19 protein-coding genes and 1 pseudogene are annotated in these 22,044 nt (G+C 65.0%); 12 read left to right on the top strand and 8 right to left on the bottom strand.

The features are described from left to right. Positions 1–65 precede the first annotated feature (65 nt). From QYQ99_RS20150 to QYQ99_RS20140, 3 genes are read right to left on the bottom strand one after another with little or no spacing between them, the layout of a single operon-like run. Positions 66–1,034: a Bug family tripartite tricarboxylate transporter substrate binding protein gene (locus tag QYQ99_RS20150; RefSeq protein ID WP_302093225.1), complete on the bottom strand. Its 969-nt coding sequence runs from the start codon at positions 1,032–1,034 to the stop codon at positions 66–68. Positions 1,035–1,072: 38 nt separating this feature from the next. Next, positions 1,073–1,792 (bottom strand): hypothetical protein, encoded by a 720-nt coding sequence (locus tag QYQ99_RS20145; protein WP_302089724.1) that lies wholly within the window; start codon positions 1,790–1,792, stop codon positions 1,073–1,075. Then, entirely contained in the window at positions 1,789–2,838 is a 1,050-nt protein-coding gene (locus QYQ99_RS20140) for a zinc-dependent alcohol dehydrogenase (RefSeq protein WP_302089723.1), read from the bottom strand. The genes QYQ99_RS20145 and QYQ99_RS20140 overlap by 4 nt, the downstream gene beginning before the upstream one ends. A gap of 131 nt (positions 2,839–2,969) precedes the next feature. On the opposite strand from QYQ99_RS20140, the gene QYQ99_RS20135 reads away from it, so the two are divergent. Genes QYQ99_RS20135 through cobA form a run of 3 tightly spaced genes read left to right on the top strand, consistent with a single transcriptional unit; the run spans position 2,970 to position 5,799 of the window. Beyond that, positions 2,970–3,917, top strand: a complete 948-nt coding sequence (locus QYQ99_RS20135; protein WP_302089722.1) for a LysR substrate-binding domain-containing protein — start codon at positions 2,970–2,972, stop codon at positions 3,915–3,917. Between the two features lie 58 nt (positions 3,918–3,975). Beyond that, the gene (gene ybiB, locus QYQ99_RS20130; protein ID WP_302089721.1) at positions 3,976–4,989 is read left to right on the top strand and encodes a DNA-binding protein YbiB; all 1,014 of its coding nucleotides are present in this window, start codon (positions 3,976–3,978) and stop codon (positions 4,987–4,989) included. 9 nt (positions 4,990–4,998) lie between these two features. After that, positions 4,999–5,799, top strand: coding sequence for a uroporphyrinogen-III C-methyltransferase (gene cobA / locus QYQ99_RS20125; protein ID WP_302089720.1), 801 nt, complete (start codon positions 4,999–5,001; stop codon positions 5,797–5,799). 35 nt (positions 5,800–5,834) lie between these two features. On the opposite strand, the gene QYQ99_RS20120 is transcribed toward cobA, so the two are convergent. Next, positions 5,835–6,314 carry an acyl-CoA thioesterase gene (locus QYQ99_RS20120; RefSeq protein WP_302089719.1) on the bottom strand — a complete coding sequence of 160 codons (480 nt, stop codon included), beginning with the start codon at positions 6,312–6,314 and terminating at the stop codon, positions 5,835–5,837. Between the two features lie 193 nt (positions 6,315–6,507). Here QYQ99_RS20120 and QYQ99_RS20115 point away from each other — a divergent pair, with 193 nt between their 5' ends. Then, a complete protein-coding gene (locus tag QYQ99_RS20115; RefSeq protein WP_302089718.1) occupies positions 6,508–7,782 on the top strand; it encodes an NAD(P)/FAD-dependent oxidoreductase in 1,275 nt (424 codons plus the stop codon). A gap of 89 nt (positions 7,783–7,871) precedes the next feature. Here QYQ99_RS20115 and QYQ99_RS20110 read toward each other — a convergent pair whose 3' ends face one another. After that, positions 7,872–8,921: a BMP family protein gene (locus tag QYQ99_RS20110; protein WP_302089717.1), complete on the bottom strand. Its 1,050-nt coding sequence runs from the start codon at positions 8,919–8,921 to the stop codon at positions 7,872–7,874. A gap of 108 nt (positions 8,922–9,029) precedes the next feature. On the opposite strand from QYQ99_RS20110, the gene QYQ99_RS20105 reads away from it, so the two are divergent. The 3 genes from QYQ99_RS20105 to QYQ99_RS20095 all read left to right on the top strand — a co-directional run bounded on the left by QYQ99_RS20105 (position 9,030) and on the right by QYQ99_RS20095 (position 10,303). Next, positions 9,030–9,215 carry a hypothetical protein gene (locus tag QYQ99_RS20105; RefSeq protein ID WP_302089716.1) on the top strand — a complete coding sequence of 62 codons (186 nt, stop codon included), beginning with the start codon at positions 9,030–9,032 and terminating at the stop codon, positions 9,213–9,215. Positions 9,216–9,461: 246 nt separating this feature from the next. Continuing rightward, a complete protein-coding gene (rpsU, locus tag QYQ99_RS20100) occupies positions 9,462–9,674 on the top strand; it encodes a 30S ribosomal protein S21 (RefSeq protein WP_003052999.1) in 213 nt (70 codons plus the stop codon). A 182-nt stretch (positions 9,675–9,856) separates the two neighbouring features. Beyond that, complete coding sequence (locus QYQ99_RS20095) at positions 9,857–10,303, top strand: GatB/YqeY domain-containing protein (protein WP_302089715.1); 447 nt, start codon at positions 9,857–9,859, stop codon at positions 10,301–10,303. A gap of 107 nt (positions 10,304–10,410) precedes the next feature. Here QYQ99_RS20095 and QYQ99_RS20090 read toward each other — a convergent pair whose 3' ends face one another. Continuing rightward, a complete protein-coding gene (locus tag QYQ99_RS20090) occupies positions 10,411–11,346 on the bottom strand; it encodes a LysR substrate-binding domain-containing protein (protein ID WP_302089714.1) in 936 nt (311 codons plus the stop codon). Positions 11,347–11,474: 128 nt separating this feature from the next. Here QYQ99_RS20090 and QYQ99_RS20085 point away from each other — a divergent pair, with 128 nt between their 5' ends. Next, positions 11,475–12,563 carry a tartrate dehydrogenase gene (locus tag QYQ99_RS20085; RefSeq protein WP_302089713.1) on the top strand — a complete coding sequence of 363 codons (1,089 nt, stop codon included), beginning with the start codon at positions 11,475–11,477 and terminating at the stop codon, positions 12,561–12,563. A gap of 279 nt (positions 12,564–12,842) precedes the next feature. Here QYQ99_RS20085 and QYQ99_RS20080 read toward each other — a convergent pair whose 3' ends face one another. Then, positions 12,843–13,778: a LysR substrate-binding domain-containing protein gene (locus QYQ99_RS20080; RefSeq protein ID WP_302089712.1), complete on the bottom strand. Its 936-nt coding sequence runs from the start codon at positions 13,776–13,778 to the stop codon at positions 12,843–12,845. Between the two features lie 111 nt (positions 13,779–13,889). On the opposite strand from QYQ99_RS20080, the gene QYQ99_RS20075 reads away from it, so the two are divergent. The 4 genes from QYQ99_RS20075 (at position 13,890) to hpaI (ending at position 19,010) form a co-directional block, all read left to right on the top strand. Further along, positions 13,890–14,873 carry a Bug family tripartite tricarboxylate transporter substrate binding protein gene (locus QYQ99_RS20075; protein WP_302089711.1) on the top strand — a complete coding sequence of 328 codons (984 nt, stop codon included), beginning with the start codon at positions 13,890–13,892 and terminating at the stop codon, positions 14,871–14,873. Between the two features lie 58 nt (positions 14,874–14,931). Continuing rightward, on the top strand, positions 14,932–16,461 hold the full coding sequence (locus QYQ99_RS20070; RefSeq protein ID WP_302089710.1) for a UxaA family hydrolase: 1,530 nt from the start codon (positions 14,932–14,934) through the stop codon (positions 16,459–16,461). Between the two features lie 63 nt (positions 16,462–16,524). Next, a complete protein-coding gene (locus QYQ99_RS20065) occupies positions 16,525–18,006 on the top strand; it encodes an NAD-dependent succinate-semialdehyde dehydrogenase (RefSeq protein WP_302089709.1) in 1,482 nt (493 codons plus the stop codon). 200 nt (positions 18,007–18,206) lie between these two features. Next, entirely contained in the window at positions 18,207–19,010 is an 804-nt protein-coding gene (gene hpaI, locus QYQ99_RS20060; protein WP_302089708.1) for a 4-hydroxy-2-oxoheptanedioate aldolase, read from the top strand. 172 nt (positions 19,011–19,182) lie between these two features. Here the strand turns inward: hpaI and QYQ99_RS20055 are convergent. Further along, positions 19,183–21,787 (bottom strand): annotated as a pseudogene (locus QYQ99_RS20055) (sensor domain-containing protein). Positions 21,788–22,044: the final 257 nt, after the last annotated feature.

The raw sequence follows: 22,044 nt of genomic DNA, 5'->3' as shown, positions 1-22,044 counted from the left end.
GCATCCGCCGCAGTTGCGGCGGATGCCGTGTGGGATTCCGGCGCCTCAGATGGCGCCGGCCGCACTCATTCGAGGCGGATGTTCTTTTGCGTGATCAGGCTGCCGTAGATGCGGGCATCGTTTTCGATGCGCCTGGACAGCGAGGCGGCGCTGGTATCGTCGATGCGCCAGCCCTGGGCCAGCAGCTTGCTGCGGATATCGGGAGCATGAAGAATCTTTTCCAGGGCCGCAGCCAGCTTGGCGCGGTGCTCGGCGGGCATGGAGGCCGGCGCCATGACCGCATTCCAGACTTCGATGTCCACATTGCCAGCGCCGATCTCGGGCATGGCCGGGACGCCGGGCGCCAGCGGACTGCGCTTGCTGGAGCTCACGGCCAGGGCGGCCAGCTTGCCGGACTGGACCAGCGGCATGACGGTGGAGGCCGGCAGCAAGGCCATCTGCACCTGATCGCCCATCAAGGCGTTGACCACAGCCGGGCCGCCGTTATAGGGCACATGCTGCAGATTCAGGCCCATGGCCTCCTTGATCAGCTCCACGCCCAGGTGGCCGCCGGACCCCGTGCCCACCGAGCCGTAGTTGCCCTGGGCTCCGGTCTTGAGCGCCTTGAAATAAGCCCCTGCATTCGCGGCCATGGACTTGGGAGCCACCAGCACCAGAGGTGCCGATCCGATCATGGCCAAAGGTGCGAGATCCTTGATCGGATCGTAGGGCAGCTTGCTGTAGAGAAACTTGGAGCTGGTCAGCGGGCCGTTGCCGATCACGCCTATGGTGTGGCCGTCGCCGGCCTTGGCCACGGCGTCAGCGCCGATATTGCCGCTGGCACCACCTTTGTTCTCCACCACCACGGGCTGGCCCAGGGCCTTGGTCAGGGGCTCGGCCAGCAGACGGGCCTGCACATCGGGCGAAGAGCCGCTGGCATAGCCGACGATCAGACGTATGGGGCGGGTGGGCCAGTCAGCCTTGCCCTGGGCCTGAGCCGCCAAGGGCAGGCAGGCTGCGGCGCACAGCAGCAAGGCGGCCCGGCGCACGGGCATCGATTTTTTTGTCATCTTTATGTCTCCAGAATCTCGGATCAACAATCGGCGTATCCAGCCATCAGTTCCATCAATGGCGGCGGGCGTCCGCTGGCGGGCAGGGCCAGTTGCGAACGGCACACCCGGGTTTGCAGGCCAAAAGCCTGCTGTGCAGGCGTTTCGAGGTGATGCGCCTGCATTCGTTCGGCCCACCATTGGGTGCCTTGGGTGCATGCCGGCCCATCCAAATGCTCGGCCAGCATGACCACCGTGACTTCCCCTTGGGCCTGCTCGGCAATGCGCTCCCCGCCAACGGGGTAGTGCAAGGAACGCTCCACCGGCACCACACCCGTCATGACCCGCAGCAGACGCCCTTGCTGCACCGCCTGCTCCGCCCAGCGGGCTGCCTGCGCGGCCCAGGCCTGCACATCGGTGGTAACGGCCTTGAGCGTCGTCAGCGCCGCACCGCTGGATGCTCCAGCCTGGGCCTGCAAGATGCAGGGCCTGCGCATGAAAGCACTCAGGCGCGGCCTCATGCGTGCCGACCAGGGCGTGGGATTGGCGATCACATCCGCATACTCGGCCGAGTCCAGGGCCGCCAGAGACTCCAGACCGTAGAGCGTGAAATACCCGGAAGCGCCGACATAGCGATGGCCGTAGACAAAGCCCGGCAAACCCACGCGCTCGGGAACATGCTCGAGGGCATGCCAAGCCTCGTATTCTGCGCGAGCCTCGGGCCGGTCGATGTCGTTCCACAAGGCCAGAAAGGCGGTGCTCATGATGTCCGGCCCGCCCCGGGCTGAATCAGCACCTTGCTCGCCAGCCGCGCCCGCGCCAGCTCAAACCCCTGCCCGGCCTGCGCAAGCGGCACGCGATGGGTGATCATGAGGCGCAGCTGATCCTGATGGGTTTGCATGAATGCAACGACCTCCAGCCAGCAGCGCTCCGGCGTGCGATAGGAGCCGCGCAGCTGCTGATGACGTCGCACCAGAGCCGTCAGGTCCAGCGGCACGGGCGCGGAATGAATGCCGGCAATCACCAGCACGCCGTGGGTCTTGAGCGCACGCAGGGCCGGCGCCAGCACGGCCGCCGCCCCGGTGGCTTCAATCACTACGTCAAAGTGAGCTTCTTGCGTATACACGGCAAGGGCTTCGTCGATGTCCTGCCCCTCGAAGTCCAGCAAATCGTCGAACCCCATGGAGCGCAGGACCTCCAGCCGCGCGGCGTCGCCATGGCCGGCAACCACCACCTGGGCCGCCCCTGCGGCACGCGCAAACAGCGCAATGCCCTGGCCGATATTGCCGGGCCCCAGGATCAGCACGCGATCGCCGGGCTGGACATTGCCCGTGCGCACGGCCTCGAAGCTCACCGACAGCGGCTCGGCCAATGCAGCAACCTCGGGGTCCACGCCCTGCGGAATCGCCACGCAATTGCGCAGGGGCACGGCCACATACTCGGCAAAGCCGCCATGGCGCATGACACCGATGCCGCGACGGGTGGTGCAGGCATCGAAGTCGCCGGCACTGCAGCTGGGGCATCTGCCGCAGGTGACCGAAGGCCGCACGGCCACCAACTGTCCCAGGGGCAGATGCTCGGCCCCCTCGCCTCTGGCCACGACCACGCCGCTGAACTCGTGGCCCACAGTCACCGGCAGCGCGGCCTGCAAAAAGTGATAGCTCGCCGTCCAGGCATCGATATGCAGATCCGTGCCACAGACACCTGTGGAATGAACCCGCAGCAGTACCTCACCTGCGGCAGGCGACGGCATGTCGACCTCGTTGAGCTTCAGTCCCTTGGCGGACTCGGTTTTTTGCAAGGCTTGCATGAGACAGGCAATGCATGCGTGGACATGCATCTCAGAACGAACAGGATCGGCAGTGTTGCCGCCCTTCATTCATATGTCCAACACTGATTTAATATAAAAATCATACTTTTGAAATATGGATTGATTCAGGCATGGAACTGAGACATCTGCGCTACTTCGTGGCAGTTGCCGAGCAGGGCAACGTCAGCAGGGCCGCTCGCAAGCTATTCATCGCCCAGCCGCCGCTGTCGCAGCAGCTCAAGCAACTCGAGGACGAGGTCGGCACGCAGCTCTTCACCCGCCTGCCGCGCGGCATGCAGCTCACCGCAGCGGGCGAGTCGCTGCTGGAAGATGCACGCGTCATATTGGCGCGTGCCGAGCAAGCCCCCTTGCGCGCGCGCGACCGAGAGCGCAGCAGCCAGACCGTGCTGCGCCTGGGGCTGGTGCCCTCGGCCATGCAGTCGCTGCTGCCCGGCTTGCTGCAGGCCGTGGCACAGGCCGGCTGTGAGGTGCAGATCGAAGCCCGCGAAATGATTTCCTCCCAGCAACAGCGGGCCTTGCGCCAGGGCGAGCTGGAGCTCGGCTTTGCCCGCCCCGGGCACAGGGAGGCCGACGAGCTTGAGCTGGCCAGCATTGACGACCCCTATTGCCTGGCGGTTCCGGCCTCCCACCCTCTGGCCGGAGGCAGCGCAACGCTGGATCTTCAAGCCGCCGTGCATCAGCCCTTTGTGGGCTTCACCCGCTATCAGGACACCGACTACTTCGACCGCACAGTCGCGCTGTGCGCCGAGGCCGGCTTCACTCCGCTGATACGCCACGAAGCCGGTCAGCTGGTGAATGTGCTGGCGCTCGTGGCCTGCGGTCTGGGCGTGGCCATCGTGCCGGCGTCTTTCGCGATGTTCCACCGCGAGCAGATCGTGTTCCGACCGCTTCGCGCTTCGCGCCAGGTCAGCCGGCTCGCCGTCCTGGCGTCTGCCCAAGCGCTCAAGAGCAACCCCATGCTGGAGCTTGTCGCCCAGCTCGCGCAATCCCAGCTGCAGGCCCTGGCTGCACAGCTGGCGCAACGGGGAGCGACGGCTTCTCAACCACGGCCGGTTTGATTTATATAACCAAATCGTCTGACAACTCATGGTTTTTATAGCGACAATTACGTTAATCATGAGCATCAGCCACTACATCAAGGAAATCGGTCGCGGCACCAAGGGCGCACGTTCTCTTTCGCGGGCTCAGGCCTGCGATCTGATGGGGCAGGTGCTGGACGGCAAGGTCAGCGATCTGGAGCTGGGCGGCTTTTGCATCGCCATGCGCTTCAAGGGCGAAAGCGCCGAAGAGCTGGCAGGTTTTCTCGACGCCACCCAGCAGCGCCTGCCCGTGTGGCCGCAGGCCCATAATGCCCGGCCCGTGGTCGTCATCCCCAGCTACAACGGCTCGCGCAAGCTGGCCAACCTCACACCGCTGCTGGCAGGCCTGCTGGCACAGCAAGGCCTGCCCGTGCTGGTGCACGGCAGCCATACCGAGGACAAGCGCCTGGGCACGGCCGAGGTGTGGCAGCAACTGGGCTGGACGGCCATCGAGCGCCCCGTCGCCCTGGAGCCTGGCGACAAGGTCTGGATGCAGACCCGTCACCTGCTGGCACCGCTGGATCGGCTGCTGCAGATTCGCCGCCAGATGGGCCTGCGCAACCCCGCGCACAGCATCGTCAAGCTGCTGGACCCTATCCATGGCAGCAGCACCGCGCAATCCGGGCTGGTGCTGGCCAGCTATACCCACCCGGCCTATGCCCAGCCCATGCTCCAGACGCTGGCCATGCGCGCGAGCAGTGCGCTGCTGGTGCGCGGCACGGAAGGCGAGGCCGTGGCCGCCCCCCACCGCGAACCCGTGAGCACGGGAGTGATTGCCGGAGAAATCTGCTTTGAGCGCTCTTCCCTGCACAGCAGCCAACTTGCCTCGGGCACTGAGAGCAGCGCCCCGCAGCAAGATCTGAATGCCGAGCAGACAGCCCGGCTGACGCTGGACATATTGAGCGGCCGGCTTGCTGTGCCGGCACCCATTGCGCAACAGCTGGAACAGATACAAGCCCTGCACCAGGCCATGCAGGCCACAGATGCCGCCGCCAGCCGCGCCGCACTGCAAGCCTATAACCGCAGCCCCGACTGCCGCAGCCCCGACTGAGACCCCACAATGACTGCCATCTCTCACAACCCCAATCACCGCGGCTCATGCACCCTGGTGGGTGCCGGCCCTGGCGACCCCGAGCTGCTGACCATCAAGGCCGCCAAGGCCATTGCCTCGGCCAGCGTGTTGTTTGTCGACGATCTGGTCAGCGATGGCGTGATGAGCCATGCCTCGCCCAGCGCCCGCGTGGTCTATGTGGGCAAGCGCGGCGGCTGCAAGAGCACCCCCCAGGCCTTTATCGAAAAGCTCATGATTGCCGCCGTGCAGGACGGCGAACGCGTGGTGCGCCTCAAGGGCGGAGACCCCTTCATCTTTGGCCGTGGCGGCGAAGAGGTCGAACATCTGCGTGAGGCCGGCATCGAGGTGGATGTCATCAACGGCATCACCTCCGGTCTCGCGGGCCTGACCAGCCTGGGCGCCCCGCTGACCCACCGCGACCGCGCGCATGGCGTGCTTTTCATGACCGGCCATGCCAAGCCCGGCGACAGCGGCCCCGACTGGCGCCAGATCGCCGCCACGGCCCATGCCGCCAAGCTGACGCTGGTGATCTATATGGGAGTGAGCAGCGTCGAGCGCATCAGCGACGAGCTGCTCAGCAGCCTGCCCGGCAGCACGCCCGTGGCCGTGATCCAGCATGCCAGCCTGCCGCAGCAGCGTCATGCGCTGACTTTCCTGAAGGATTTGCCGCAGAGCATTGCCGATCATCAGCTGGGCAGCCCCAGCATCATCATCGTCGGCGATGTGGTCCAGGGCATTGCCGCCTGGCAGAGCCAGCCCCAAGACTTGCCGCAATCAGCAGTGGCCTGAGCGAGGCCGCGCCCACGCAGAAGCGGCGACGCGACTCAGGGAGTACGGGTCTCGGCAAAGCGCTCGGCCAGCTCCTTGCGCAGTTCCTTGCGGATGATGGCAGCGCCCCAGCGGCGCTTTTCCTCGTCGGTTTCGAGCTGCAGCGGGGGCACGGGGGCAGGCTTTTTGTCATCGTCCACGGCCACCATGGTGAAGAAGCAACTGTTCACGTGGCGCACCACCTGGCTGCGAATCTCCTCGGCAATCACCTTGATGCCGATTTCCATGGAAGACTTGCCGGTGTGGTTCACGCTGGCCAGAAAAGTCACCAGCTCGCCCACATGAATGGGCTGCAGAAACATCACCTGATCCACGCTCAGCGTCACGACATAGCGGCCCGCATAGCGGCTGGCGCAGGCATAGGCGACCTGATCCAGCAGTTTCAAGATGGCGCCGCCGTGCACATTGCCGGAGAAGTTGGCCATGTCAGGCGACATGAGCACGGTCATGCTCAGCTGGTGGGATGGTGTAGTCATGGGGCGCGATTCTAGAAGTGATCCATGGCACATGCAGACGCTTGCCGCATATCCCAACAGGACAACGGGCTGACGGCTGCACAGACATCACGATCCACGCATTTCGGGACTTTGTCAGCCCTTCAAGCCCCGGTGACCGGCCATCTGGGACAATGACCGGCTTTGTTGTTCGTGCTTCAGCGCCCTGCCCGCCGTGTCCTCCACCCCACAGGTCCCCTTCCAGATTTTTGACGCCATCATCATCGGCGCCGGTGCCGCCGGCCTGTTCTGCGCGGCCCAGGCCGGCCAGCAGGGCCTGAGAGTGCTGCTGATCGATCATGCGCCCAAGGTGGCCGAGAAGATCCGCATCTCGGGCGGCGGGCGCTGCAACTTCACCAACCGAGATCTGGACGTGCGTGCGCCGCAAAAGCATTTTGTGGGGCAAAACCCTCAGTTCTGCCGCTCGGCCCTCTCGCGCTTCACGCCTGCCGACTTCATCACGCTGATGGACAGGCATGGCATTGCCCACCATGAAAAGCACAAGGGCCAGTTGTTTGCCGACCATTCGGCCGAGGACATCATCGCCATGCTGCTGGCCGAGTGCGCGGCAGGCGGCGTGCAGCGCTGGCAGCCTTGCCAGGTCAAGAAAGTCGTGTTTTCGCAGTCAAGCCAAGGCACAGAAAGCGATTGCAGCTATCAGATTGAAACCGATCGCGGCATGGTGCAGGCCGCCAATCTGGTCATTGCCACCGGCGGTCTGAGCATTCCCAAGATAGGCGCCACCGACTTCGGCTACCGGCTGGCCCAGCAGTTCGATCTGCCGCTGATCGAGCGCACGCCCGGCCTGGTGCCCATGACCTTCGACGGCGAAGGCTGGCAGCCCTACGCAGGCCTGGCCGGTCTGGCCCTGCCCGTGGAAATCAGCACCGGCAGCAAAAAGGAGCGCATGAGCTTTCACGAGGATTTGCTGTTCACCCATCGCGGCCTCTCGGGTCCTGCGGTGCTGCAGATCTCCAGCTACTGGAAGCCCGGCACCCCGCTGCAGATCAATCTGCTGCCTGGCGTGGATCTGGCCGAGGTGCTGGCCCAGGCCAAGCTCCACTCGCGCAAGCTGGTGGCCAACGAGCTGGCCGCCCACCTGCCCGCACGCCTGGCCGATGCCTGGGTCGGCCGCATGCCCGAGCTGCAGCGCCCCATCAACGAGGCCAGCGACAAGGCCCTGGCCAGACTGGCCGAACAGCTGTCGCGCTGGGAGATCACGCCCACGGGCACTGAAGGCTATAAAAAGGCCGAAGTCACGCTCGGCGGCGTGGACACCAAGGTGCTGTCCCAGCAAACCATGGAGTGCAAGAGCCGCCCGGGCCTGTACTTTATCGGCGAGGTGGTGGACATCACCGGCTGGCTGGGGGGCTACAACTTCCAGTGGGCCTGGGCCAGCGCCGCCGCCTGCGCCCAGGCCATGGCGGAAAAACAGTCAGTCCCAGCTTGAGCGACTGGAGCCAAAGCGGCAGCCGCCATGAAAAAAAGGATGGGTGAACCATCCTTTTGGGCGGTCTGCGCCTGCGGCGCACCATCCGCTCAGGCAGAAAACTCCTTGCCTTCATAGTGCTCGGGCACCTTGAGCTGCCCCGAGGCGATGGCAGCCGACGCCCTGGCCACGCGCTCGCGCACAGCGGCTGCCACGCCCTGGCCCATGGTCAGGCGTACGGCCGCCGGGTCGCTCAGGCCAATCTTGCGAATACCCGGGCCGGGCGCACCGCGCTGCTGCATGTCCTTGACGGCCAAAAACGCGCCAATGCCCACATCGGCCCAGGCGGAAGCGACAAACACCTGCGGCTCCACCGTGGTCCAGTCGATCACATTGCCGATCTGACGCGTGCCCGCCTCGCGGCAGGCCTGGGTCACGCCATCGCGGCCGGAGTTGAGCATGGTGAAGATCACATCGGCACCGGCAGCCATCTGGGCCTTGGCGATGCGGTGCGACAAGGCGTTGTCGTCCTGATCGCCCGAAAAGTTCGTCAGCAATTGGACCCTGGGATCGGTATCGCGCACACCGGCCGCATAGGCGGCACGGCCCTTGAGCCCCGGTGGCACGCGAATGCCCGACATATGGCCGACCACCCCGGTTTTGGTGGTCAGGGCCGCCAGCACGCCGGCCAGATAGGCCGACTCCTCCTGCAGCACGTCATAGCTGCAGAGATTGCTCCCCTGCACCGCGCCCTGGGTCACGACGAAATGGGTCCTGGGAAAGCGCGCCGCGACTTCGGCTGCGGCCTGATTGTTCTGCCCGCCATGGGCAATCACCAGCTGCGCCCCCTGCTCCGCGAGCTGCGCGAGAGCCGGCACCAGCAACTCCTTGCTGGGTGCCATGCCGTCCAGAAAACGGATCTGCACGCCCAGCTCCTGACGCGCCTTCTCCAGACCGCGCCAGCCCGCCTCCATAAAACCCTTGTCGCTGCGCGAGCCCGCAAACAGACCGCCCACCACCAGGGAACCGCCGGACGCAGCAGACCCGGAAACACCGGCCCTGCCGGCACAGGCCGTCAATGCCAGCAAGCCCGGCACGGCGATGGCCGAAGCCATCCATTGACGACGCGAAATAAATGAGCGATGAGAAGCGCTGGACAAGATGGAAGCTCCTTGGACACGGAAAAAACAGCGACGCGCACTGGCACCAAACCACTTGCCTCCTGACTTGAGTCAAGAAACAGAGTCTTCAAACTGTATGCAATTTCCGTGCACAAGATGCTCCACACAAACCCCAGCGCCCAGTTGCACCGGCACAGGCTTGAGGCCCCGCCTGCCGAAGGCCTATGTATTGCACGCGTCAAAGGCATCAAGACAGGCATCAAGACAGGCATCAAGACAGGCATCAAGACAGGCATGAAGACGGGCACAAAGACAGGCATAGAGGCGCAGTAGCGGCGCCTGAACCAGGCCTTAGACTGCGCGAGCCGGTAGCGGCAAAGCCTGCCATCCTGACGAGCGCAGACTTGCTTGGCAGCGCAATGCAGACGCAGCCCAAGTCTTGGTCTATAATGCTCGACTTTGCTGGCATTACCCCGTCGGCCATACTAGTTAAAAAGTGGCGGGGAAACCGCTGTTCACGGCTCTCAGGCCCGATCTTCCCGAGAACCCTCTGTCAGCACAGATATATCTGGAAATTAAATGACTACCATCCGCGTCAAAGAAAACGAGCCCTATGAAGTTGCCCTGCGCCGCTTCAAGCGCACCATCGAAAAGCTGGGTCTGCTGACCGATCTGCGTGCTCGCGAGTTCTACGAAAAGCCCACAGCCGAGCGCAAGCGCAAGAAGGCTGCTGCCGTGAAGCGTCACTACAAGCGCGTTCGCAGCATGCAACTGCCTAAGAAGCTGTACTAATCGTTGATTAGGACCAGTCGGCCTTAAAACAGCCGCAAACCCGCGCTCGGGACGCCAGGCGCGGGTTTTTTGTTTTCTGGCCACTGCCAGGCCTGCCCGGCCGCGCAGTGACCTCCCAGCGCATGGATAGTCAACGCCGTTCACACGGCGCACCACCATTCGCCCACCCCAAGGAGAAAGCCATGAGCCTGAAAGCCCAGATTACCGAAGACATGAAGACCGCCATGCGTGCCAAGGACAGCACACGCCTGGGCACCATCCGCCTGCTGCAGGCTGCGATGAAGCAAAAGGAAGTGGACGAGCGCATCGAGCTCGATGACGCAGCCGTCATCGCCATCGTGGACAAGCTGATCAAGCAGCGCAAGGACTCCATCGCCGCCTTCGAAGCCGCCAACCGCACCGATCTGGCCGATGTGGAAAAGGCCGAAATGGAAGTGCTCAAGGTCTATCTGCCCGAGCGCATGGGCGAAGCCGAGATCACCGCAGCCGTGCAGGCCATCGTGGCCGAGCTGGGCGCCTCCGGCCCCGGCGACATGGGCAAGGTGATGGGCGCCGTCAAGGCCCAGCTGGCCGGCAAGGCCGATATGGGCCTGGTGTCCGCCGCCGTCAAGGCCGCGCTGACAAAGTAATTGGCAACCGGCCTGAGCCGTCACGCGGCATCAGGCTCAAAAAGAGAAGCTGCTTGCGCTTGCTGTACATACATTTCAGATAATAAACACTCTGAAATTCATGTATATCAATCGATAGCAGCTTCTTTTTTAATAGCAATCCTGAATCCTTCTGGAGCTTGCCTGCCGAAGAACTCCTGCAGGAACTCGACGCAGACCCGCACCTTGGCCGAGCGCTCCAGCCGCGTCGGATAGACAGCCCAGATATTCGCCTGCTGCTGCCACTCAGGCAGCAGCTGCACCAGGCTGCCGGCCTGCAGATCGGCCGCCACATCCCAGAGCGAGCGCAGCACGATGCCATGGCCGTCGCGCGCCCATTGCACGGCCATCTCTCCATGATTGGTGGACAGCGGCCCGGTCACTTTGACGCTGCGCTCCTGACTGCCCGAGCGCAGCTTCCAGACACCAAAGGGATGATCGCGCTCCTTGATGACCAGGCAGTCATGCGCGGCCAGCTCGTCCAGCGTGCGCGGGCTGCCGCGCCGCTGCACATAGGCCGGGGCCGCGCACAGCACGCGATGGTTGTCGGCCAGATGCCGGGCAATCAGATGCGGCGCGATCTCGTCGCCCACGCGCACATCGAGATCGAAGCCCTCGGCCGCGACATCGACGATGCGGTCAAACACTTCCAGGCGCAGCTGCAGAGCCGGATATTGCGCAATCAGCTGCGACAGCGCGGGCGCCACCACATTGCGGCCAAAGCCGAAGCTGGTGGACACCCGCAGCAGCCCGCGCGGCTGGCGGCGCGTCACATCCACCTCCTGCAGCAGATGCTCGACCTCGTCCAGAATGCGCTGCGCCCAGTGGTAGACGCGCTCGCCCTGCTCCGTGACAGCGACCCGCCGTGTGGTGCGATGCAGCAGCTTCACACCCAACTCCTGCTCCAGCAGACGGATGCGCTTGCTGACAAAGGCCGGCGACGCATGGTGCGCGGCCGCAGCCTCAGCAAAGCTGGCTTTGCGCACCACGGTGGTGAAGACACGCAGGTCTTCGGGAGAGGGCATTTTCTGCACGATCTGTAAACAATCAGGCCACGATCGGTCAATTGTATTCAGTTAAGTACGATGCAGAATACCGTCAGGCACAGGCCGAGCCGCTGCCTCGCCACCCAATACATTCACGAGAAAGCACCATGTCCACTCCCAAAAAGATTGCAGTCATCGCCGGCGACGGCATCGGCAAGGAAGTCATGCCCGAAGGCCTGCGCGCGCTGCAAGCCGCAGCCAGGCGCTTCGAGCTGCCGCTGGAATTCCACCATTTCGACTGGGCCCACTGCGACTACTACGCCGAACACGGCCAGATGATGCCCGATGACTGGAAGGAGCAGCTTTCGGGCATGGACGCCATCTTCTTCGGCGCCGTGGGCTGGCCTGCCACCGTGCCCGACCATGTCTCGCTGTGGGGCTCGCTGCTCAAGTTCCGCCGCGAGTTCGACCAGTACATCAATCTGCGCCCGGTACGCCTGTTCGAAGGCGTGCCCTGCCCCCTGGCAGGCCGCAAGCCCGGCGACATCGACTACTACGTGGTGCGCGAGAACACCGAGGGCGAGTACACCGCCCTGGGCGGCATCATGTTTGAAGGCACGGACCGCGAGATCTGCATCCAGGAATCGGTCTATAGCAAGCATGGCGCCGATCGCCTGCTCAAGTACGCCTTCGATCTGGCGCAGAGCCGCGCCAAGAAGCACGTGACCCTGGCCACCAAGAGCAACGGCATCGCCATCAGCATGCCCTGGTGGGACAAGCGTGCTGACGATGTGGCCAAGGCCTATCCCGAAGTCACGCTGGACAAGCAGCACATCGACATCCTGACGGCACGCTTCGTGCTGCAGCCCGGCCGCTTCGACGTGGTGGCCGCCACCAATCTGTTTGGCGACATCCTGTCCGACCTGGGCCCCGCCACCACGGGCACCATCGGCCTGGCACCCTCGGCCAACCTCAACCCCGAGCGCAGCTTCCCCTCGCTGTTCGAGCCCGTGCATGGCTCGGCACCCGACATCTACGGCAAGAACATCGCCAACCCCATCGCCATGGTCTGGTCGGGCGCGCTGATGCTGGACTTCCTGGGCCGCAGCGAAGGTGCCTGGCGTCAGGCCCACGACACCATCGTGGCCGCCATCGAGCACACGATCAAGGCCGGTCCGCTGACGCCCGATCTGGGCGGCAAGGCCAACACCACCGAGGTGGGCGAAGCCATCGCGGCTGCCATCGCCAAGGCCTGATGGCTCCAGGCTGGCTGCGACCGGCCTGATTCAAAATCAGAAGCACCCGTGCAGGCAGCACCTGCACCAGGGTGCTTTTAGCGTGTGAACGCCCAAGGCCGACTGCGGCGGGGGCGCGGGTGTCAGAGCGGAGATTTGGCTTTGGCTTGCGAAGCCGGTTTTCTGGCCGACCGCTCAAGACAGGGGGCCAAGGATTGCACCACAGCAGCACGCCCGCGCAGAGCGCCCCCAGAGGGCCTGCCCGCCCTACACCAGACCCATCCCAGGCTCATACCAGACTCAGCCCAGCTCCCCCGCGACCTCGCGCAGGCATTGCAGCAGCAAGCCCGTGGTCGGCGTCAGCGGCTGACCGCGCAAGGTGATCAGCCCCACGGGCGGCAGATCTATGGGCACAACCAGATCCAGTATGGCCAGCGTACCCAGTGCGGCATGACAGCGGGCCACACCGCGCGCCATGAAGGCCACGGCGCCGCGCTGGTGCACAAAGGTCAGCTGCGAGAGAAAGGACGCAGTCTCCACGATGTCGACCGGCGGGTGCAGGCCGTGGGCATAGAACTGCTGCTCCAGCTTCACGCGCAGCGAGGCCCAGGGTGGAGGAAGCACACAAGGTGCTTCGGCCAGGGCCTGCCAGCTGGCCGCACCCGGCGCCAGCAGCGCATGACCGGGCCGCACCACGGCCACCATGGGATCGTCGTACAGTGCCTCGGTCTCCAGGTCGGGCGCGGCATAGCCGGGCTCCAGCCGTCCCACGAACAGATCCAGCTCGCCCAGGCGCAGCTTGGGCAGCAGGCGCGTCAGATCGCCCTCCTCCACCATCACCGTGGTCTGCTCGGACCGCGCTTTTAACCGCTCCACAGCGCGCGCCAGCAAGACGGGCGTGGCCACCACCATGGCACCCACACTGGTGCGCCCGCGGGCACCGCTGGCCTCGGCAGCCATCTCGTCGCGCGTGCGCTCGAAACCAGCCAGCACCGAGCGCGCAAACCGCACCATGCTGACACCGGCTGCCGTGGGCTCGGTGCCGCGCGTGGAGCGCTCGAACAGCGCCATGCCCAGCATGCGCTCGATCTCGGCCAGGGTTTTGGAGACGGCGGGCTGGGTCACGGCCAGAAACTCGGCCGCACGGCCCAGGTGACGGAACTGGTCCAGCGCCACCAGCAGCTGCAGATGGCGCAGCTTGAGGTTGGAGCGCAGCACACGATCGATCTTGCTCATGGGGCTTCATTACCTTTTGGTTATGAAGAGAGTCTATCTTTTCATTGGATTGTCATGGAGCAGTTTTGAACAATCGGGGCTGGCAGTTCAAATAACGACAGGAGACAAGCGATGACCCCCTCACGCAGCAGCCGGCGCAGTTTTGTGCTCGGCGCCCTCGGCGCAGCCACGCTCGGCAGTTCCACCCGCCTGCTGGCCCAGACCTGGCCCGAGCGCCCCATCACCTTCATCTGCCCCTGGCCTGCCGGCGGCACGGCCGACCAGTCCATGCGCGCGCTGTGCACCGTGGCCAGCCGCATCCTGGGCCAGGCGATTGCGGTGGAAAACCGCGCCGGAGCCTCCGGCATGATCGGCTCCAAGGCCCTGGCCTCGGCCAAGCCCGACGGCTACACCATCGGCCAGATCCCGATCTCGGTCACGCGCTTCTCCCAACTGGGCACGCTGCAGGCCGATCCGCGCAAGGACTACACCTATATCGCGCGCACCTCGGGCCAGACCTTCGGTATCGCCGTGCCGGCCAACTCGCGCTTCAAGACCCTGCAGGACCTGGTCGCCGCCGCCAAGGCCAAGCCCGGCAGCATCACCTACGCCCACGCCGGCGTGGGCGGCGCCACGCATGTGGGCATGGAGGAATTTGCGGCCGCAGCAGGCATACAGCTCAGCCATGTGCCCTACAAGGGCGGCGCCGAGGCGCTGCAGGGCGTGCTGGGCGGCCATGTGGACGCGCTGGCCGACTCCAGCTCCTGGGCTCCGCATGTGGAAGCCGGCAAGCTGCGCCTGCTGGCCACCTGGGGCGAGCAGCGCACGCCGCGCTTCAAGGACGTGCCCACACTCAAGGACCTGGGCTACAACGTGGTCGTCGATGCACCCAACGGCATCGGCGCGCCCAAGGGCCTGCCGCCCGCCGTCGAAGCCAAGCTGCGCGATGCCTTCCGCCAGGCCGTGGCCAGCCCCGAGTTCAAGTCCGTGGCCGACAGGCTGGACGCGCCATTGCTCTACCTGGACGGCCCCGACTACGCCAGGTATGTGAACACGGTCTACCAGAAGGAAGCCGTGCTCATCGACAAACTCAAACTGCGCGACCTGATGCGCTGACGCGCCGCGACCCCACCGCGTCCCAACTGCCTCAGGCCCGCCATCCCCGGACTCCAAGATGCTCTCCTCCTCCTCTTCCCTGCTGCACCTGCACCCCAACGACAACGTGCTGGTGGCCAAGACCGCCCTGGCCCTGGGCCAGGACATTCCCGAGCTGGGCGTGCGCACGCGCGCCCAGGTGCCGGCCGGCCACAAGATCGCGGCACGCCGCATCGCCGAGGGCGAGCAGGTCAAGAAGTACGACACGGTGATCGGCGTCGCCACACGCGACCTGGAGCCTGGCGACTATGTGCACAGCCACAACCTCAAGCTGGTGGACTACTACCGCGACCCGTCGTTCGGTGCCGACGTGCGGCCCGTCCAGTACGTGCCCGAGGAGCAGCGCGCCACCTTCCAGGGGTTTGTGCGAGCGGGCGGCGGCGTGGGCACGCGCAACTTCATCGGCATCCTGTCCTCGGTCAACTGCTCGGCCACCGTGATCAAGCGCATCGCCGCCCACTTCACGCCCGAGCGGCTGGCCGCCTTTCCCAATGTGGACGGCGTGGCCGCCTTTGCCCAGAGCAGCGGCTGCGGCATGTCCTCGCCCAGCGAGCACTTCGATGTGCTGCGCCGCACCCTGGCCGGCTATGCGCGCCACCCCAACCTGGCGGGCGTGCTCATCGTGGGTCTGGGCTGCGAACGCAACCAGGTCGATGCGCTGGTGGATTCGCAGGGCCTCAAGGAAGGCCCGTTGTTGCGCACCCTGGTGATGCAGGAGGTGGGCGGTACACGCGCCACCATCGAGGCCGGCATTGCCGCCATCGAGGACATGCTACCCATCGCCAACCAGGCGCAGCGCAGCACCGTCAGTGCCGCCCACCTCAAGATCGGCCTGGAATGCGGCGGCTCGGACGGCTTTTCGGGCATCACGGCCAACCCCGGCCTGGGCGCGGCCATGGACATTCTGGTGCGCCATGGCGGCACGGCGATTCTGTCCGAGACGCCCGAGATCCACGGCGTGGAGTTCATGCTCACGCGCCGTGCCATCAGCCCCGAAGTCGGCCAGAAGCTGCTGGACCGCCTGGCCTGGTGGGAGCGCTATGCAGCCGGCCAGAACGCCCAGTTCAACGGCGTGGTCGGTCATGGCAACCAGGCCGGCGGTCTGGCCAACATCTTTGAAAAATCCCTGGGCAGCGCCATGAAGGGCGGTACCACGCCACTGCGTGCCGTCTATGAATACGCCGAGCCCATCACCGAGCACGGCTTTGTCTTCATGGACTCGCCGGGCTATGACCCCGTGGCCTCCACGGGCCAGATCGCCAGCGGCGCCCAGCTGATCTGCTTCACCACGGGTCGCGGCTCCATGTTCGGCAGCAAGCCCGCCCCCACCATCAAGCTGGCCAGCAACACCCCCATGTACCAGCGCCTGCAGGAGGACATGGACATCAATTGCGGCGTGGTCGTCGACGGAGAGCTGACCGTGCCCGAGCTGGGCCAGCAGATCTTCGAGCAGATCCTGCGCCATGCCAGCGGCGAGCAGACCAAGAGCGAAGCCCTGGGACTGGGCGACCATGAATTCGTGCCCTGGCACCTGGGTATTGTGAGCTGAAGAAAGCGCATCTTCCAGATGCTTTGCGCCCTTATCCGACCTTCACTTTCTGCAATTTTCACCATGAACGCCACACCACTCAGACTGCAACGCACCGAACTGCAGCGCAGCGCCAACTTCATCGCCGGCGCCTGGACGCCCGCTGCCAGCGGCGCCAGCTTTGCCGTGACCGATCCGGCCACGGGCAGCACCATTACCGACGTACCCGATTCAGGTGCGGCCGATGCGCGCGCCGCCGTGGACGCCGCCCAGGCGGCCCTGCCGGCCTGGCGCAAGCTGCCGGCCAAGCAGCGCGCAGCCATCATCAAGCGCTGGAACGATCTGGTGCTGGCCCATCAGGACGATCTGGGCACACTGATCTCGCTGGAGCAGGGCAAGCCCCTGGCCGAAGGAAAGGGCGAAGTCGCCTATGCCGCCAGCTATATCGAATGGTTCGGCGAGGCTGCCACGCGCATGAATGGCGAAGTCATCCCCGCGCCCGTGCCGGGCCGGCGCATGTTCGCCCTGCGCGAGCCCGTGGGCGTGGTCGCCGCCATCACGCCCTGGAACTTCCCGGCCGCCATGATCGCACGCAAGATCGCACCCGCCCTGGCTGCGGGCTGCACCGTGGTCTGCAAGCCGGCCGAGGACACGCCGCTGACCTCGCTGGCCCTGGTGCTGCTGGCACATGAAGCCGGCGTGCCGGCCGGCGTGCTCAACATCGTCACGGCCTCGCGCGAGCGCACGCCCGAAGTGGTCGATCAATGGCTGGATGACGGCCGCGTGCGCAAGATCACCTTCACCGGCTCCACGCCCGTGGGCAAGCATCTGGCGCGCCGCAGCGCCGACACGCTCAAAAAGCTCTCGCTGGAGCTGGGCGGCAATGCGCCCTTCATCGTTTTCGAGGATGCCGATGTGGCAGCCGCCGTGGACGGCTTCATGGCCGCCAAGTTCCGCAACGGCGGCCAGACCTGCGTCTGCCCCAATCGCGTCTTTGTGCACCGCTCGGTGCATGAGGCCTTTGCGAGTCAGCTCAGCGCCCGTGTGGCTGCCCTGCACGTGGGCCCGGCCAGCGAAGCGGCCTCGCAGATCGGGCCCATGATCAATGACCGCGCGGTCGAGAAGATCGCCCGCCATGTGGAGGACGCCGTGGCCAAGGGCGCCAGGGTGCTCACGGGCGGCAGGCGCCTGACGGATCTGGGCCCCACCTACTACGCCCCCACCGTGCTCTCGGGCGCCACTGCCTCCATGGCCTGCGCCTGCGAAGAAACCTTCGGCCCCGTGGCGCCGCTGACCATGTTCGATGACGAGGCCGAGGTCATCGCCGCCGCCAACGACACGCCGTTCGGTCTGGCCGCCTATTTCTACAGCCAGGACATACGCCGCATCTGGCGCGTCGCCGATGCGCTGGAGTCGGGCATCGTGGGCATCAACGAAGGCGCGCTGGCCGCCGAGGCCGCCCCCTTTGGCGGCGTCAAGGAGTCGGGCTACGGCCGCGAAGGCTCCACCCACGGGCTCGACGATTACCTGCATATCAAATACGTCTGCCAGGGTGGGTTGGACTGACAGCCCCCCTGAGCGGCTTTGCCGGGGCGGCCCCGCCGCTTCCCCCGTGGCACGGCGCCCTCTCTCGCTGCGCGGGAGGGGGACGACGCCCTCGCTGCGGGGCGGCGCGGCCAGCCCAGGCCCTTGCTCGGCGTCTCTGGCCTGGGTCGCGCCAGTTGTAGGCGCCACGCCCCCAACCCCCCTATGAAAGCGTACATCCCATGCCCGCACTGAATCCCTTCAAGACCGCCATCGCCGCACGCCAGCCCCAGATCGGGCTGTGGCTGTCCATGGCCGATCCCTACCTGGCCGAAGCGGCCGCCACCACGGGCTATGACTGGCTGCTGATCGACGGCGAGCATGCGCCCAACGATCTGCGCAGCACCCTGGGCGCCCTGCAGGCCGTGGCCTCGCACCCGGCTCAGCCGGTGGTGCGAGTCGTGGAAGGCAGCACGGCCCTGATCAAGCAGATGCTGGACATAGGCGTCAAGACACTGCTCGTGCCCATGGTGGACACGGCAGAGCAGGCCCGGGCCATCGTGGCCGCCACGCAATACCCGCCCCTGGGCGTGCGCGGCGTCGGCAGTGCCGTGGGACGCGCCTCTCAATGGAGCAGCCGCGCCGACTATCTGAATGTGGCCGACGACGAGGTCTGCCTGCTGGTGCAGGCCGAGACCACCACGGCCCTGAAAAATCTCGAAGCCATCTGCGCCGTGGACGGCGTGCACGGCGTCTTCATAGGCCCGGCCGACCTGGCAGCCTCCATGGGCCATCGCGGCAACCCCGGCCACCCCGATGTGCAGGCGGCCATCGAAGCAGCGATGCGCACCATTGTTGCCAGTGGCAAAGCGGCAGGTACGCTGACCTCGGACCCCGCGCTGGCACAGCGCTACCTTCAGCTCGGCTGCAGCTTTGTGGCCGTGGGCGTGGATGTGTTGATGTTCGTGAATGCAGCGCGCAAGCTGCGCAGCCAGTTTGCCGGCTCCACGGTGGCGGCCCCGGCACTGCCGGCAGCCGCCTACTGAAGCCTTGAGGCACGACGTCGAAGTTGCCACCATGCCCGCATAACCTGAGGGCAATGCCGCACCGCCGCCAAAGCCTCGGCCGCGTCACCATACGCGCGGCCTCTCAGCCGCATCTGCACATCACTTCATCGCTGCCGGAGCGATCTGTGCCGAGAACCTCTGCACCGCAAGTTCATGCGGCGACGGCGCCGTGCACGGTCGGCACCGGGGAGGCCGGGTTGGCCGCCAGCCAGTGCTCAAACTCTTTTGGAGCCAGCGGCCGGGCGAACAGAAAACCTTGCGCCACCGGGTAGCCCTGCTCGCACAGCATCACGCTCTGCGTAGGCGTCTCCACGCCTTCCGCCACCACGGTCAGGTGCAGACTCTTGCCAATGCCCAAAATAGCACGGCTCAACGCCCGAGCCGCCTCGTCATGCTCAAGATCGGCCACGAAGCTGCGATCCAGCTTGAGCTCGCTGACCGGCAGGCGGCGCAGATAGCTGAGGCTGGAGTAGCCGGTGCCGAAATCATCCATCGACAGGCGCACGCCATGCGCATGCACCTCGTCTATGGTCTTCATGGTGCTGGGATTGGTGTCCAGCAAAATGCTTTCCGTCAGCTCCAGGGTCAGGTCCTGCGGCGCCAGGTCATTGCGGTCCAGCGTATCGGCGATCATCCGTGGCAGATCCAGGTTGTGAAAGCTCGATGGCGACAGATTGACCGACACTGCGGGGACTTCCATTCCTTTGGCTCGCCACTGCGACAGCTGGCGACAGGCCTCCTCCAATGCCCAGCTTCCAAGATCGGCGATCAGCCCGCACTCTTCGGCCAGCGGGATAAAGCGGGCAGGCGAAATCTCGCCAAGCTCTGCATGGGTCCAGCGCGCCAGGGCCTCCACGCCATACAGGCGGCCGGTGGCCATTTCGATCTGAGGCTGATAGTGCAGGCGCAGGCCGCCGCTTTTGAGCGCCTTGCGCAGTGCCGTCTCCAGTGCCAGACGCTCCTGGGCCAAGCGGTTCATTTCGCTGCTGAAGAAGCAGAAACGGCCGCGCCCCTTGCTCTTGGCCTGGTACATGGCCATGTCGGCGCGGTGCACCAGGGTCTCCATATCCCTGCCGTCCATGGGAAACATTGCAATGCCCACGCTGGCGGATATGGCCAGCGAGGTGTCCGCAATAATCAGGGGCTCCGCCAGCAGCTCCTGCAGGCGCTCGATGGTATTGGCCACATGCTCCGCATCGCATTGCGGCAGCACGGCAACAAACTCGTCACCCGACAAACGCCCGGCAATATCACAGCTGCGCAGCACGCGCTGCAATCGCGTCGCGACATTGCGCAGCAACTCATCCCCCACAGGATGGCCCAGAGAGTCATTGACCTGCTTGAACCGGTCCAGGTCGATGAACAGCACCGCCAGCTGTTCGTCATTGCCGGCAGCTGACGCAATCGCCTGATCGGCCTTGGCCTGCAGCAGACTTCGGTTGGGCAATCCGGTCAGGCCGTCGTAGAAGGCCAGCTGGCGAATGCGCGCGCGACAGCTCGCGCTCCAGCGCCAGGGCGCACAGATGGATGCAGGCATCCACCAGTTGCTGGTGAAAAGTCGAGCCCTCCCCGCTCAGCTGCTCCCGGTAATAGAACGCGAAAGTGCCGATCGGCTTGCCGCCGCTGTTGCAGATGGGAGTGGACCAGCAGGCTCTGAACCCCAGCGGCAGGATCAGGTGCTTGAAATCCGTCCACAACGGATCATGTGCAATATCGTCCACCAGCACCGGCGCGTTGCGCCAGGCCGCCGTTCCGCAGGAGCCCACATTCGGCCCTATGGCCACCCCGTCTAGCTGTGCTGAATAAGATTGCGGCAGGCTTGGTCCGGCCAGCGGATGGAGCAGCCCCTGGGCATCCACCTCGAGAATCGATGCCGTCACCTCAGGAGCAATCCTCTCGACCTCCAGGCACACCATCTCCAGCACCTCCACCAGCGGCCGCTCGCGCGCCATGGCCTCCAGCACGCGGTGCTGCAAGGCCTCATGCATCTTGGAACGCGTGATATCGGTCAGCATCGAAACCGTGTATTGCCAGCGCCCGTCCGCGTCGAGGATGGGGTTGCTGATAACCTTGGCCCAGTAGCGCTGCCCATGCTTGCCGACCACGATTTCCTCACGCCCCACAGGCTGGCCAGCGCGCAATTCCGAGCGATAGCGGTCCACAAAGGTCTCGGACAATTGAGGAGCCAGCAAGGTAATCGGCGTGTGCCCCGCGACCTCCTCGGTGCGCCAGCCGAACATGCGCGTAAAGCCACCGTTGACATGCACGATGCGTGAGCTTCCATCACTGATGACGACTGCCGTGTCGGAGGCATCGGCCACCAGGGACAGGCGACGCAGATGCTCCTGCTGCACCTGCTCCCGGGCTCGCCGCTGTGTGACGTCGGTAGCGATCTTCAGGATATGCACCACCCTGCCCTGGGCATCCATCACCGGTGAATAGGTAGCTTCCAGCCAGCAACTGCTGCCATCGCTGCGTAGTCGCTCCACCACTCCGGAGTAGGCATTGCCTGCGCACAGATGCGTCCAGATTTCCCGGTACCTGGCACTTTCGGCCAGACGCGCAGAGCAAAAGCTGCGATGTGGGCGACCCAGAGACTGCTCACGCGTAAACCCCATGAGCTGCAGATAGTTGTCATTGGCACGGTGCAACGTCCCGTCCAGGCCAAATTCAGCCATGGCCATGACCCTGTCCAAGGCCTGCAGCTGGGCCAGCTGCAGCTCAGGAGGCATCGCGCCAATATCTCCCTCACACATCATTATTCCTTTGCATATTCGCATCCCGGGTCGGATCGAATCCGGAATGGGAAAGTCATGCTTTTATATGGATGCCGGTAATAATAATGACGAAAACGAGCTTCAATATTCGTGATTCAGGCCGAGTGCTCAAAAAAACTTCAATTGGCAACAGCTATTGACTTGCGAGCCTGTGCTGCGCTGGCAAAGTGCTCTGCCAGGCCGTCACAGGCCGCCCCGGCAGAGCAGCGGATGTGCCCTGCTATCAGCCAGCCGGT

It is taken from the genome of Comamonas testosteroni, from assembly GCF_030505195.1.
In the GTDB taxonomy this organism is placed as follows: Bacteria; Pseudomonadota; Gammaproteobacteria; order Burkholderiales; family Burkholderiaceae_C; genus Comamonas; species Comamonas testosteroni_G.
This window is presented reverse-complemented; position numbering and strand designations above follow the sequence as displayed.

Excerpts from the sequence above, each read along its gene's own strand:
- ybiB (WP_302089721.1), top strand. The coding sequence starts at position 3,976 with ATGAGCATCAGCCACTACATCAAGGAAATCGGTCGCGGCACCAAGGGC.
- QYQ99_RS20090 (WP_302089714.1), bottom strand. The coding sequence starts at position 11,346 with ATGCCCTCTCCCGAAGACCTGCGTGTCTTCACCACCGTGGTGCGCAAA.
- QYQ99_RS20095 (WP_302089715.1), top strand. The coding sequence starts at position 9,857 with ATGAGCCTGAAAGCCCAGATTACCGAAGACATGAAGACCGCCATGCGT.
- cobA (WP_302089720.1), top strand. The coding sequence starts at position 4,999 with ATGACTGCCATCTCTCACAACCCCAATCACCGCGGCTCATGCACCCTG.
- QYQ99_RS20085 (WP_302089713.1), top strand. The coding sequence starts at position 11,475 with ATGTCCACTCCCAAAAAGATTGCAGTCATCGCCGGCGACGGCATCGGC.
- QYQ99_RS20145 (WP_302089724.1), bottom strand. The coding sequence starts at position 1,792 with ATGAGCACCGCCTTTCTGGCCTTGTGGAACGACATCGACCGGCCCGAG.
- QYQ99_RS20120 (WP_302089719.1), bottom strand. The coding sequence starts at position 6,314 with ATGACTACACCATCCCACCAGCTGAGCATGACCGTGCTCATGTCGCCT.
- rpsU (WP_003052999.1), top strand. The coding sequence starts at position 9,462 with ATGACTACCATCCGCGTCAAAGAAAACGAGCCCTATGAAGTTGCCCTG.
- QYQ99_RS20065 (WP_302089709.1), top strand. The coding sequence starts at position 16,525 with ATGAACGCCACACCACTCAGACTGCAACGCACCGAACTGCAGCGCAGC.
- QYQ99_RS20135 (WP_302089722.1), top strand. The coding sequence starts at position 2,970 with ATGGAACTGAGACATCTGCGCTACTTCGTGGCAGTTGCCGAGCAGGGC.
- QYQ99_RS20140 (WP_302089723.1), bottom strand. The coding sequence starts at position 2,838 with ATGCAAGCCTTGCAAAAAACCGAGTCCGCCAAGGGACTGAAGCTCAAC.
- QYQ99_RS20080 (WP_302089712.1), bottom strand. The coding sequence starts at position 13,778 with ATGAGCAAGATCGATCGTGTGCTGCGCTCCAACCTCAAGCTGCGCCAT.
- QYQ99_RS20150 (WP_302093225.1), bottom strand. The coding sequence starts at position 1,034 with ATGCCCGTGCGCCGGGCCGCCTTGCTGCTGTGCGCCGCAGCCTGCCTG.
- QYQ99_RS20070 (WP_302089710.1), top strand. The coding sequence starts at position 14,932 with ATGCTCTCCTCCTCCTCTTCCCTGCTGCACCTGCACCCCAACGACAAC.
- QYQ99_RS20075 (WP_302089711.1), top strand. The coding sequence starts at position 13,890 with ATGACCCCCTCACGCAGCAGCCGGCGCAGTTTTGTGCTCGGCGCCCTC.
- hpaI (WP_302089708.1), top strand. The coding sequence starts at position 18,207 with ATGCCCGCACTGAATCCCTTCAAGACCGCCATCGCCGCACGCCAGCCC.